Here is a 12,928-nt window from a genome sequence, read left to right on the forward strand (position 1 = left end):
GCGCGCAGCCTAGTACGACGAGTAGCCGGAGGGGTCAAGGCTGTGTGCCTCGTCGCCTCGGATGGGCGGGTTGAAGATGGAGATCAGGTGCATGTCTTCGTGCTCCGACGCCTGGAGGTGGTGGGCATCGTGCTCATTCAGGGCGTACAGCGTACCCGGGACGATCTCATGGCGCGCGCCGCCGTCCTCCACCACGGCGCCTGATCCGGAGATGCAGTAGCAGGCCTCAAGGTGCTTCGTGTACCGGAGCATGGAGCTGGTGCCGGCCTTGACCACAGTGTGGGCGACAGCGAAGCCCATACCATCCTGCTCAACGAGGAGACGGCTGCTGTCCCCGTTGCCCCAGTTGACGGTGGGGACTTCTTCACGCTTGCGAGTAAACATTGGTATTCCCTTCGGTATATGAGTGATCGTTGGTGATTGTTTCCAGGAACTGCCGGAACCCCGCCCGAACGTTCCCCGCCGTCATGCCGTCTTCCACAGCCGCAACGGCGGCCGTGCCGATGATCGCGGCGTCAGTCCCCGTGGCCCCCAGCTGTTCCAGGTCCGCCCGGCTCCTGACCCCGAACCCGATAGCTATCGATTCGGCGCCGTACCCGCGGAGCTGGTCCACAGTGCCCTTCAGCGACGCATAGCCCTCGCTGGGCCGCGACCCGCTGCGGCCGTACTTGGCCACCAGATAGACATACGCGGTGGCCGATTCGGCGGCGTCGCGCAGTGTTTCCGGGCTGGAAACGACGTCATAGCAGGTGGTGACCACCGGGATTCCGGCCTTCGCGGCTGCCTCACGGTAGCCGTCCCGCAGCATGGGAGGCAGGGCGTGGATCAGCAGGCCATCCACTGACGAGGCCGCGACTGCCGCGAGGAAATCCGCCATCCCGGGCGGCTTGACCGTGTGGCTCCAGTCGGCCAGCAGGACAATTTTCAGCCGGTGCAGTTGCTGCTTGATACCGTCCACAAAGGCCAGCACCTGCTCCAGCGTGATCCCGGCCTCCAGTGCCCTGGAGGCCGAACGCCGGATGACGATGCCGTCGGTGACGGAATCGGGAAACGGCACCGCCAGCTCGAGGCAGTCGACACCGGCGCGGTCCATGTCCAGCACGAGCCCCTCAAGGTCAGCCAGGGGTGGATCGCCGGCGTTGAGGAAGAGGACCGTCCCCGGCCCGGCCGTCGTCGTGCCCGGGAAGAAGCCGCTCATGGCCGGCCTGCCGGAGCTGCCAAGGCCGGGGCCGGGGCCGGAATCGACACAGGGCCGGCGGAAGCCACGCGGGCTGCGAGCGCCACAGCACTCCCCCCGCGCATGCTGTCCATCGCCGCATCATAGGCGGCGTGCCACGTGGTGGCCTCGCCTGCTGCCAGCAACAGGCAGGCAGCGTTGAGCCCGATCGTTTCGGTGACGGTCCTGTTCAGGCCGCCGCCGACGGCTTCCAGGAAATGGCCGACGGCGTCATCCGCACCAACCGGTGCGAGGTCCGCCAGCTCGCCTTTTCCGGACGTCACGGACCCTGGTTCCAGGCATTCCACCGTCCCGTCCGGGCGGTAGATGGTGTTGACGGAGAAGCTCAAGAGCTCATCCACACCGTGATCGTTGGACGTCACCCACACCGCCCGGGCCGTGTGGGCCTGCGCAATCTCCCTGACCATGGCCAGCGGGGCGCGGGCTGATACGCCGGTCAGCTGGGCTTCCGCCGGCACCGTGGCGATGAACGGCCCCACGACGTTCAGGAAACGTCCAAACGTCTTCATGCCCACCGGAATGATTGTCCGGGCAAGCCTGGCGAGTTCCACGGGATAGACATACTGCCCAGCGAAGGCCAACCGGAACTGCCGGAGTTGGTCCAGCGTCTGGTCCGCGTTGGCGGAGGTGGATATCCCGGCCCGGCCCAGGAGGTCGATTGAGCCGAGGGAACTGGAGTAGGAACGGGAGCCTGTCTTGACCACCCGGGCACCGGCGGCGGCGGCAACCAACGCGGCCGCCGTGGAGATGTTCATGGTCTGCGGCCCGCCGCCCGTTCCGACGATGTTGACAGTGTTGCCGAGCGTTTCCGGGAACACGTGACCCTCAGGCTGCAGGCTGGCGATGAACGCCAGCATGGTGGCCGTATCCGGAAGGTCAGTCGCGAGCGAGGACAGCACCCCCACGGCTTCGGCCCGGTTGCCCTGCCCGGGCACAACGGCTGCCCAGAAGGCGGCCCATTGACCTGCCGAAACACTGTCCTCCCGGCGGACCAGGGTTTCCAGAACATCCACGGTCATGGCTAGACCGCGGTACGGTTCAGGCTGGCCGCACCGATGAAGCGGTCCATGCTCTCGAGGCTGCGGAAGTTTTCGGGATCCAGGTCCTCGTCGCCCACGGAGACCTCGAACGTGGTCTCGATCCAGGCAATCATCTTGAGGAGGCCCAGGCTGTCGATGATCCCGCTGTTGAGCAGGTCCATGGCAGCGGTGATTTCCTGAGGATCGGTGCCCGGGAGGAACTCTTCAATAACGTAGTTGCGGATCGCATCGATGGTGTTCATGGCGTGAGGACTCCTTGTTGTGATGTGGCGGGTGTGCCCGGGAAGTATTCCCGTTGGGTCTGTTGTCGGTTGATCTTGCCGGTGGTGGTCAGGGGAAGGGCGGTATCGGTGACCCGGAGCAGCGCGGGGATGGCGGTCCGGGGCAGGTGGGCGGCGCAGTGGGTGCGGAGGTCCAGGGCGGTGACGCTGGAACCGGCCGCACGTTCGACGACGGCGAGCAGCCGCCGCCCGCCGATCGGGTCCGCTTCGGTCACGACGGCGGCCGTGGTTACCCCCTGGTGCAGCGCGAGGATGCGTTCCACCTCGGCGGTGTTCACAGCAACGCCGCGGACCTTGACCTGGTGGTCGGTCCTGCCCAGAAGGGTCAGGACACCGTCTGCGTCGCGCCGGAAGAGGTCTCCGCTGCGGAACGCGGTAACGCCGGGCCTGGCGGGGTGCTGGACGAATTTCCGCGACGTCAGGTCCTGGTCGAGGTAGCCGGTGGCCACGAAGGGAGTGCTGACCAAGAGTTCGCCCACGCCGGGTCCGGCGATCTCGCGGTCCTCGGCATCCACCAGGACGGCTTCCGCCCCGGCCACGGGGCTGCCGCTCAGCAGCCGTTCCGGAAGGGGCTGCTCCGGGGGCAGCGTGAACAGGAGGCTGTCGTTGGTTTCGGTGCAGCCATACACGTTGTGGATGGTGGCCGACGGAAACAGGTTCCGGATGCCCTCCAGCGTGCGGTGCGGCGTGTCATCCCCGGTGAAGATCACGTGCCGAACCCGCGAACCGGCGCCCAGGGCAGCCGACCCCGCCGGGGCGGCGTCGGCCAGCAGTTGAAAGAACATGGGCACACCCTGGACCACCTCGACGCCGTGTTCCACCACCTGTGCCAGCACGTAGCCGCCGTCCACAGCCTTTGCGGCCGGGACCAACACGACGCAGCCGCCGCTGGCGAGGGTAGCCCAGATATCCAGCAAGGACAGGTCGAAGTTCATCGGCGCAAGGCTCAGCACCCTTGACCCGGCCCTGATGCCAAAGGCATCGGAAGCCCATTCGGTGAAGTTGTCCACGCCGCCATGGCCCATGACCACGATCTTGGGCTTGCCGGTGGACCCGGACGTGGTCAGCAGGAACCCGGTATCTCCGGGGATCCCCGGAGATGCGGCCGCCTGCGGTAGTGCTTCCAGCCGGCGCTCGGCCGGATGCAGGATGCCTGCGCACCCGGCGTCCGCAACCAGGGCGGTCCGGGAGGCCGCCGGAAGCAGGGGCGACAGCAGCAGGAACGGCCGTCCCGCACGGAGGCATTCCAGCACCGCGGCGATGGTTTCACCGCACTTGTGGGCCAGGATGGCGATCGGTGCCGGCCCGTTCAGGCCGGCCGTTTCCAGGACGTCCCGCTGCTCTTCGGCCAGGAATGCCAGCTGGCCATACGTGACCTCGGCGTTGGCTTCGATCAGCGCCGGCGCCATGGGGCGTGAGCGGGCGTGCTCCATGATGCGGTGAAAGAGCCGGCTCACTGGCCCGGCTCCGTCGCAGCCGTGATCCGCATCCAGCCGGCTTTGATGGCGGGCCCCCTCAGCGTGGTGCAGCCGAAGACGAGGACGTCCGGGTCCGGCGTCGGGCGGAAGGAAAACGTCAGCGGCTCGCCGGCCAGGATGGGCAGCGAAAACCTGGCTCCTATGGCGCGGACGCTCCTGATGTCGCCATGGCCAAACTTGTCGGCGGCGATCTCGCAGCCCACGGCCAGGCTGCTCATGCCGTGGGCGATAGGACCGGGGAACCCGGCCTGCCGTGCAGCGTCCGCGTCCGTGTGGATGGGGTTCTGGTCGCCGGAAGCGGCGGCGTAGGCCCTGATGAATTCCTCCGTGGGCGTCACTTCGAACTCGTACGGGTCAGCGCCGGGCAGTGCCCGGACGGGTGCCGCCTGCGGGACGCTGGCACCAAACTCCGCACCGTGGACGTGCCCCTTGAGCAGGACACTGGCCCTGAGCTCAGTGACCGGGGCGCCGCCGTCGTCCGTTTGCCCGCAGGCAATGGTGACCCGGCTGCCCTGGGGTTCGGAGCGAACGGAAACGACTTCCGCGAAGGTCCGGATGGTGTCTCCGGGAACCATGCCGCGGTACACAGTCAGTTCCTGCTGGAGGTGGACGATGCTTTTGCGTCCGGGGACGAGACGGTCGATCAGGTCGTTGAAAGCCGGGTGCGAGACCGTAAAGCCGTGGAGCGGGCTGGCTTGAAGGTCGCCGCTGTTGAACAGCAGGCTGCGGGCTACCGCCCGGTAGCCGGCGGTGTCTGCCGCCGTAACGGCCGTTATGGTGGTGACGGAAACCGGGCCACCGCTGACGGCGGTGTCCGGCGCCGCGAGGGTGCTCATGACGCCATCACCAGGCATGCGTTGTGGCCTCCGAATCCGAAGGAGTTGGAGAGGGCGGGCGCTGAGGTGATGCGCCTCGGTTCGGTAGTCACGATATCCAGCTCAATTCCAGGGTCGGTGGTGGTGTGGTTGGCTACCGGCGGGACGGTTCCCGAGCGCAGCGCCAGGAGGGTGGCGATCGCCTCTGCCGCTCCGGCGGCGCCGAGAAGGTGACCGGTCACGCCCTTGGTGGCGGTGACGGGTGGGGCGTCCGGGCCGAAGAGCCGGGAGATGGCATCGGCCTCAATGCGGTCGTTGAGCTTGGTGGACGTTCCATGGGCATTGATGTGGCTGATCTCGTCGTAGCCCACGCCGGCGTCGGCGAGCGCTGCCCGCATGGCGTGCCGCGCACCCAGGCCTTCCGGGTGGGGCATGGCCAGATGATGGGCGTCGGTGGTGGAGGCGTAGCCAAGCACCTGCCCGTAACTCCGGGCCCCGCGGGCAGTGGCATCGGCCTGCCGTTCAAGGACCACAAACGCGGCGCCTTCGCCCATCACAAAGCCGTCGCGACCGGCATCGAACGGCCGCGAAGCGGTGCCGGGGCTGCCGTTCCGACCGGACAGGGCGCCCAGGTTGGCGAAGGCAGCGAGGGTCACGGGTGTGACCGTCGCTTCGCAACCGCCGGCAATCACCACGTCCACCACGCCTGCCCGGAGCATGGCCATTCCCTGGCCGATCGCGTCGGCGCCGCTGGCGCAGGTGGTGGCCATGGTGTGGGCCGGCCCCATGATGCCGAGCTTCATGGAGATCATGGCAGCCGCGGCGTTTGGCATGGTCATCAGCGGCATCAGCGGGCTGACGCCTTGCGGCCCCGCCGAGTAAAACAGTGCGCTTTGCTCGTCGCTGGTTTGCCGGCCGCCCACGGCGTTGCCCACCACAATGGCGGTCCGCACGGGGTCGGTTTCCGGGGATCCCGCATCGTGGAAGGCGTTCAGCGCTGCCACCAGGGCGAAGCGCGAAAACGGGTCCAGCCTGCGCAGCTCCTTGGCCGTGATTCCGGCCGGGACAACCGGTTCCTGCGCGCGGCAGGCGAGCCGGATGGCATGGCCGGCGAACTCCTCCTGGTCCAGGGCAGTGGCCGTGGACTTCCCGGCCAGCAGGGCTTCCCAGAAGGCTTCCGGCGTGTTGCCGGCCGGGGTGACCAACCCCATGCCTGTCACCGCGATTTTTTCGTTTGCCATGGCAGGTCTAACCGATCAGGTTGCAGCGCTCGGCGGTGCGGAGGAAGCCGCGGGTGGCCTCGTCGATGATTTCGCGCGAGTGGCTTGCGGTGATCGCGATCCGGAGCCGGGCGGTGCTCACCGGCACGGCGGGCGTGACCACGGGCAGGCCGACGATTCCCTCGTCCCGGCAGGCAGTGGCGAAGTCGTAGGCCTCCAGGTCCGTGCCGATGATCAGGGGAACGACGGCGGTCTCGCTTGCCCCGGTGTTCATGCCGGCGGACGCCATGGCGTTGCGGAAACGAGCCGACTCGGTCTGGATGTGGGTGACGCGCCAGGGTTCGCGGTCCAGGATCCGGACGGCTTCGAGGGCGGCTCCGGTCTGCGCCGAACCCAGCGAGGCCGAGAAGAGGAAGGGACGGGCCGCGTAGCGCAGGTGGTAGATGAAGTCGGCGGTGCCGGCCACCCAGCCGCCCATGGACGGGATTCCCTTGGACAGGGTTCCCAGCTTGATGTCGGCCTTCACCTCGTAGTTGAAGTGCTCTTCGATGCCGCGGCCCGTTGCCCCGATAACGCCCATGGCGTGGGCTTCATCGACCATCAGCAGGGCGCCGTGTTCGTCGCAGACCTTCCGCAGCGCCGGCAGCGGGGCGATGTCGCCGTCCATCGAGTAGACACTGTCAACAATGACCAGCCGGACACCCGTGGCAGGAGCATCGCGGAGACGGCGGTCCAGGTGTTCTGGATCGTTGTGGCGGAAACGGGTCACTGTGGCGCCGCTGAGCTGGCACCCGTCCACGATGCTGGCGTGGTCGTACTTGTCGATGAAGACGTGGTCGCCGGGGCCGCAGATGGCGCCCACAGTTCCCACGTTCGCTGCGTAGCCGGAGCTGAACACAAGCGCCGATTCGCGGCCGTTGAAGCGGGCGAGTTCCGCTTCGAGTTCCTCGTGCAGGGGGGTGGTCCCTGCGAGTGCCCGGACGCCGTGCGAGCCGGTGCCGAAGGTCTCCACGGCGCGCTTTGCCGCCTCGTTGACCCTCGGATCACCGCTCAGGCCCAGGTAGCTGTACCCGGACATCATCAGGAGCCGCTCGCCGAAGAGGTCAACGAAGGGCGTGCCCGGCACCGGAATGTACGGCATAAAGCTGTTGCGGCGGTTGGGCTCGGATTCGAGCTCCTTCACCCGCCGGTGCGTGCCCTGGACTTTGGCGTCGAGCTGATCCCGTGATGCGGATGCAAGGGTTGCGGTCATCGCAGTTGTCCTCCTGTTGAGACCGGGCGGACTGCTGGATCAAGGTCCAGGCCGTGGCCGGTCGATTGCGGATATGACTGTTGTAATCCAGCCGGCGCAACGCAAGCGCAACAGGGGGGCGGGGAGGGGTCAGCGGCCGCCCGGGGTCTCCACGACGGCGGGCGAGGGCTGCCGCCGTCGGTATTCCTGGGGGCTGACGCCGTACCGCTTTTTGAACGCGGTGCTGAAGCTGAACGGGCTGGCGTAGCCCACCTGGCGCGAAATGGTGGTCAGGGTGAACCGCTCGTCGCTCATGAGGTCCGCGGCCTTGGCCAGGCGCCACTGGTTCAGGTAGGCCATGGGCGGTTTGCCCACGCGTTCATGGAAGCGGCGGGCCAGTGACGCCCGGGACACCCCCACCTTGCCGGCGAGCGACTCGACCGTCCACGGCTGGTCCGGCGAGCTGTGGATGAGCCGGATGGCCTGTTGGATGGCAGGGTCCCGCTCCGCCGTGAGCCAGTTGTGCTCGGCGTTCGAATCCTGGGCGGTCCAGCTCCGGACCGCGCCGATGAGCAGCAGGTCCAGGAGCCGGTCCAAAACGCTGGCCTGGGCAACGCCGTCCCTGTCGATCTCCTGCATCAGCACGGAGACAATCGGGTTCTCGGCCGCCTTGACCACCACATGCGGTGGCAGCGAGGACAGCAGGAGATCCCCCACTTCCCCGCTGCTCCGGTAGGTACCCACCAGCATGGCGTCCCGGCCGTCCCTGTCATTGCCCCACGTCCGCAATCCCGTGCGGAGGTTCTGGGCCAGGTCCTCGCCGTTGGTGCCCGAGCAGTTCTGGTCGATGCCGATGAAGAACGTGGGTTTTTCGTCCGGGTTGTCCGCCAGGACATACGCCGACGGGTCGCGGATCAGCAGCAGGGAGCCGGGTTCCAGCAGCAGCGGCTCGCTGTTGCGCTGCTGGAAGTGGGCGGAGCCACGGAGCATGGCAACCACGGTCAGCGGCGCATCGTCCGCCACCCTGATCGACCACGGCGGGGACATCTTCACGTGCAGCAGGAAGGCGTTGCGGGCCCTGGGCCCGTCGAGGAAGTCAGCGAGGGGATCCATAGGGCCGATTCTAGACTATGGCGTATGAAGATGGATGTTCAGATAATGGATAGTCTGCGTTTACCCTGCCACGCTTGGATCAAGGCAACACCACAACCAAGGAGATTCGCATGGCACGCACCCCTCGATTCCTCGCCGCCGCAACAGGCCTGGGCTCCTGCGCCGTCGGCGCCGTCTACAGCATCTTTTCCCTCAACGTTATGCCCGCACTGGCGCAATTGCCGGCCGCCGAAGCGATAGACCGCATGCAGCACTTCAACCGCGACGCCGTTATGTGGCCGTTTATGACCCTCTTCTTCGGCACCGCCGTGTTGAGCGCCTACACCGTGGCGAAGGAGTCCGGGGCGGGCGGCCTGCAAGCCGGACTCCGGCCGCGTTCGGGCCTCCGCGCAGCCGGTTCGGGCCTGTACCTGGCCGGGTTCCTGATGACCATCGCCTACCACGTGCCCCGCAATGAGGCGTTGGACCGGCTGGACCCGGCATCGGCGGCCGCTCCCGCCGTCTGGGAAAGGTTCCTTGCCGAGTGGACCAGCGGGAACCATGTCCGCGCCGCCCTGTCCATCGCCGGTGCCGGCCTGCTCGTGTTCTCCGCCGTGCGTTCGGCTCCGCGCTCGCACGCCACAAGGGCAGCGGTTGCCTGATGTGAGGCCCGACGGCGGGCTGCCGGACCACGCCGGGAACGGCCGACGCCGGGTTCCCGGCCTGAGCGCGGGGGGCGGTTGCCGGCCGTTACCAAAACGACGCCTTGCGCACGCTTTGATCCCCTATGATGTTGCTGCCCGGCGGCGGGGACGCCGCCACGGCAGCAAGGCCATGGAGTGTTGCGGTATCTACGCACGGGGTGAATCACGGCATGAAGAGCGACGTCAGACCCATTGCGGGGGTAGTCCCGCTGGACCCGGACTTTGACCAGCGGCCACCCTCCCGCCCCGTAAAGCCCGAAATCAGCACCGAGGCAGCCGCCGCCGACGCCGCCCCCACCGAGCTGCGTCTGGCCGGTCCGGTGTGCTTGGTGGCCGGCGGCCGCCAGCCCGTCCGGCTCGCAAGCGCACAGGCGCAGGCCGCCGTCGCACGCCTTGTCCTGGACCGGCACGGCAACGGCACCACCCGCGAGCAGTTGGCCGACGTCATCTGGCCAGAGGGCCTGCCGGATACGTGGGCATCGGCGATGCGAAGCGTGGTGAGCAGGATCCGGCGCTTCCTGGCATCCTCGGGTGTTGCCGGCGCCGACCTCACCTCACACGGCGGCCGCTACTTCCTCCAACTCCCCGCGGGCATCGCGGTGGACATTGAGGAGGCCGAGAACCAGCTCGCCGGGGCCGCCGACGTCACGGACGAGAGCGGCGCACTGGGTTCCCTCCGCGAGGCCGAAAACGCGGTGCGCTGCTTTCGGCGGCCTTTCCTGGCCAACAGGGAAGGCGACTGGGCTGCCCACGTGCGGGAGCACCTGTCAGGCCGGGCCAACGAAGGGCTGGAAGTGGCGTCCCGTGCGGCATTGATGGCCAACGAAATCGGCGCGGCCATCTCGCATTCCACGGAGCTGATCGGCCGCGCTCCGCTGCGTGAAAGCGCCTACCGCACCCTCATGACTGCCTACCAGGCTGTCGGAAACCGGGGCGATGCCCTGGCCACGTACAGCAGCCTCCGGAGCCAGCTCCGGGACGAGCTCGGCGTGGACCCCTCCACCGAGACGCAACAGCTCTACTACGAGGTCCTTGGCCTTGTTCCGGGAGCCGCCGTCGCGCCATTGCAGCGGGCACGCCGTCGGCGTCCGTTCATCGGACGGGGGCTCATTATGGAAGCACTCGATGAGGCCCAGCGGGCCAGCCGCGCCGGGTCGGTGCAGATGGTCCTGCTGACCGGCGAACTGGGCATCGGGAAGTCGCGGGTGCTCCATGAGTTCGGCCGCCAGCTGAGCCATTCCGAGGAGGTGGTGGTGCCGGTCCAGTGCCAGGCCTACCCGGTCAAACGCTGCGCACTGGCTTCAAGCCTTGCGGACGTGGCCGCAGCCGCCGGGCCCGACTCCGGCCTTGCGGCCATCCGGCGGCGGCTGGACCAGGTCCTCGCCGACTGCACGCGCGAACAACTGCCCGGCGCTGCCACCGGGAACGCCGCACTGGCGTTGGCCGAGCTGATCCTGGACGTGGCCCGCAGAACAGCGACCACCCTGATCCTGGACGATGTGGATACCGCCGATGGCATCACCCAGGACGTACTCCGCAACCTGATTTTCCATTCCGGACCGCCTGCCCAGCTGACGCTGGTGGCAGCTGCCACCTCCCCGCGCAGTGCCGCCGGCTTTGTGCGCCACCTCCACGAGCTGCCACAACCGAACTCGTTCAGGGTCATCGAGTTGGAACCCTTCACCCCCTACGAGGTGCATCAGCTGGTCTCCGGCCTTCCCGATGTCGGCTCCGGCCGCCAGCCCGGCATTGGCGAGCTGATGGACCGCTCCGGTGGCAACCCGTTCCTGCTGTCGGAGCTCCTGCCCACAACAGGGGCGGTGACCGATTCAGCGACAGAAACAGGGACCGGCCCCGGAGATGCCGTTTCCCTTCCTGTCCTGGACTACGTCCACGCCCGGCTGGCGGGCCTGGATGCAGATGCCACCGCGCTGTTGTCCTACGCGGCCGCTTCCGGGCAATTGATCGACTTCGAGGTGGTGGCCAACGCGGCAGGCCGGCACGGGATCACCGCCGCCACCATCGGCGCGCTGGTGCGGTGCGGACTCCTCGAGGAGGCCAACTCCCCAGCGTCGCGCCAGGGCGCCCAGGCGGGCAGGGAAACCCACCACCGTTTTCGGCATGGCCTGGTCCGCGAAGCCATCTATGCCGGGCTCAGCACCACCGAGCGGTTTGAGATCCATTCCCGGCTCTTCAGCGCCTTCCGCGAGGTGAAGCCTCCGCACGCAAGCATGGGGCTGCCGGAACTGGCGGGGCAGCTGCTGGCCAGGCAATTCCTTGGAACCGACGGGCAGTCGTCCCGGCTGGTGGAAACTGTCCAGGCATGCAGGGAAGCTGCCGCTGCGGCAGCCCAGCGCGGCCAGGTTACAGAAGCTATCCGGCGTTACCAGCAGGCACTTGAACTGGTGTCCGGGCACCACCCGGGCCTCCGTGCACGCACGCTCGCCGAGCTCGGCAGGCTTGAGGCAGCGCATGCCCTGCCGGAGGGAATCGACCATCTCCGAGACGGCGCCCTCCTTGCCCTGCAAGCCGGCTCGATCGGAGTGGCGATGGACGCTGCCGGGGAACTCGTGGACAACTTCGCCGGCGTCCCGCATCTCCACGGCGAGGCCGTGGCACTGACGGACCTGGTGACAAATGAACTTCTCAGCCTGGCTGCAGACCAGCTGGAACCCGACGACGTCGGCGCAGCGTTGGGCAGGTTCCTCGCCCGCGCTGGTTCCTTGGGCGCGCGCAGGCCGACGCCGGGACTGATCAGGCGTGCCATCGCAGCGCTGACCATTCAGCTGGAACGGTCCGGCGCGCCGTCCCGGCTGACGGACCGGGCAACCGCGGCGGAAGACCTCTGGTGCCTTGCCTCGGCAACGGAGCATCCGGACGGGAGGGTGCTGGCGGCAGAACACCGGGTGGCCGCGGCAGCGATCCACGGGCACGCGACCGCCTTCGCCGACTGGTCAGCCCGGCTGGAGTGTGCCGTGCAAGAGCATCCGGACGCCGGTGCCTTCCAGTACCTCCTGGACGGGCTCACTCTGATGACGCAGGTTTCCAGCGGGTCGGCACTGTGGACGCCCGACGGCGCCGGCCACCTTCCGACCCCGGGCGGCCGTGCAGTGCGGGTTGGCGGTGCGGAGCGGGGCAGCAGTGCCATGCGAGGCGGCCGCGGCGAGAGCCCTGACGCGCCAGGGCCGGGACGGCAGCTCCTGGTGGGGCGGTGGATCCGCTCCGCCTTCAGCCCGGAAAGCCACCCGGCCGTGCCAGGCCTGCGGTCCGGCCAGTCCACGGCGGGTGCCCAGCCGGGCCAGGGCTACCGCGCCGACCAGTGCCTTGAGGACGTACTCAACGGCCAACTGGGGACAGCCAGGCTGCGGCTCCGCGGAATGCTGCTGGAACCCCTGGGCGCCCCGCACAATGACGCCGAGCTCCACTCGTTGGGGATCATGGCCATTACCGCGGCCGAATTGGAAGACGCAGTGGCCTCGAGGCAGCTTTTCGAGCTGCTCTCTCCGCTGCGGAACCTGCTGGTCTGCCATGGGATTCACAGCTTCGCCGGCTCCGTGTCCTTCCATTTGGCCCGGCTGGCAAGGATCGGTCACGACCTGGACGAGGCCGAGGAGTTGGTGACGTCGTCAGTTAACACACTCTCGGCCATCTCGGCGCGGCCGTGGGTGGCCCTTGCGCAGCATGAACTGGCGCTGATTCTGCGGGACCGGGGACGCCCCGCCGATGCCCGGCTGATTGAAGCCCTGCTGGTAGAGGCCCGCCAACTGGTCCGGGGCAGCCGCGGTCTGGCGGCCGCCCCCAAGCCGAACTGATCAGGGCTAACGTCAGCC

General features: G+C 68.0%; 11 protein-coding genes. 2 read left to right on the forward strand and 9 right to left on the reverse strand.

Annotated features, from left to right (window positions below; all coding sequences use genetic code 11):
- Nucleotides 1-9: 9 nt before the first annotated feature.
- The 9 genes from ACX80V_RS13610 to ACX80V_RS13650 form a co-directional block, all read right to left on the reverse strand.
- Complete coding sequence (locus ACX80V_RS13610) at nucleotides 10-384, reverse strand: ectoine synthase (protein ID WP_485843585.1); 375 nt, start codon at nucleotides 382-384, stop codon at nucleotides 10-12.
- Nucleotides 365-1,198 carry a tryptophan synthase subunit alpha gene (gene trpA, locus ACX80V_RS13615; RefSeq protein WP_485843586.1) on the reverse strand — a complete coding sequence of 278 codons (834 nt, stop codon included), beginning with the start codon at nucleotides 1,196-1,198 and terminating at the stop codon, nucleotides 365-367. The genes ACX80V_RS13610 and trpA overlap by 20 nt, the downstream gene beginning before the upstream one ends.
- Nucleotides 1,195-2,256 (reverse strand): hypothetical protein, encoded by a 1,062-nt coding sequence (locus ACX80V_RS13620; RefSeq protein ID WP_485843587.1) that lies wholly within the window; start codon nucleotides 2,254-2,256, stop codon nucleotides 1,195-1,197. The genes trpA and ACX80V_RS13620 overlap by 4 nt, the downstream gene beginning before the upstream one ends.
- 2 nt (nucleotides 2,257-2,258) lie before the next feature.
- A complete protein-coding gene (locus ACX80V_RS13625) occupies nucleotides 2,259-2,519 on the reverse strand; it encodes an acyl carrier protein (RefSeq protein ID WP_485843588.1) in 261 nt (86 codons plus the stop codon).
- Nucleotides 2,516-4,015, reverse strand: a complete 1,500-nt coding sequence (locus ACX80V_RS13630) for an AMP-binding protein (protein ID WP_485843589.1) — start codon at nucleotides 4,013-4,015, stop codon at nucleotides 2,516-2,518. The genes ACX80V_RS13625 and ACX80V_RS13630 overlap by 4 nt, the downstream gene beginning before the upstream one ends.
- Entirely contained in the window at nucleotides 4,012-4,872 is an 861-nt protein-coding gene (locus tag ACX80V_RS13635; RefSeq protein ID WP_485843590.1) for a MaoC/PaaZ C-terminal domain-containing protein, read from the reverse strand. Before ACX80V_RS13635 ends, ACX80V_RS13630 begins: the two co-directional genes overlap by 4 nt.
- Entirely contained in the window at nucleotides 4,869-6,092 is a 1,224-nt protein-coding gene (locus ACX80V_RS13640; RefSeq protein ID WP_485843591.1) for a beta-ketoacyl-[acyl-carrier-protein] synthase family protein, read from the reverse strand. The genes ACX80V_RS13635 and ACX80V_RS13640 overlap by 4 nt, the downstream gene beginning before the upstream one ends.
- Nucleotides 6,093-6,099: 7 nt before the next feature.
- On the reverse strand, nucleotides 6,100-7,323 hold the full coding sequence (locus ACX80V_RS13645; protein WP_485843592.1) for an aminotransferase class I/II-fold pyridoxal phosphate-dependent enzyme: 1,224 nt from the start codon (nucleotides 7,321-7,323) through the stop codon (nucleotides 6,100-6,102).
- Nucleotides 7,324-7,452: 129 nt separating this feature from the next.
- Entirely contained in the window at nucleotides 7,453-8,415 is a 963-nt protein-coding gene (locus tag ACX80V_RS13650) for an AraC family transcriptional regulator (RefSeq protein WP_485843593.1), read from the reverse strand.
- A gap of 110 nt (nucleotides 8,416-8,525) precedes the next feature.
- Between ACX80V_RS13650 and ACX80V_RS13655 the strand changes: the two genes are divergently transcribed.
- Together ACX80V_RS13655 and ACX80V_RS13660 are read left to right on the forward strand one after the other, a co-directional pair.
- Nucleotides 8,526-9,056, forward strand: a complete 531-nt coding sequence (locus ACX80V_RS13655; RefSeq protein WP_485843594.1) for an anthrone oxygenase family protein — start codon at nucleotides 8,526-8,528, stop codon at nucleotides 9,054-9,056.
- 212 nt (nucleotides 9,057-9,268) lie between these two features.
- Nucleotides 9,269-12,910, forward strand: coding sequence for an ATP-binding protein (locus ACX80V_RS13660; RefSeq protein ID WP_485843595.1), 3,642 nt, complete (start codon nucleotides 9,269-9,271; stop codon nucleotides 12,908-12,910).
- The last annotated feature ends 18 nt before the right edge of the window (nucleotides 12,911-12,928 follow it).

The sequence above is a fragment of the Pseudarthrobacter arbutini genome, assembly GCF_054510915.1.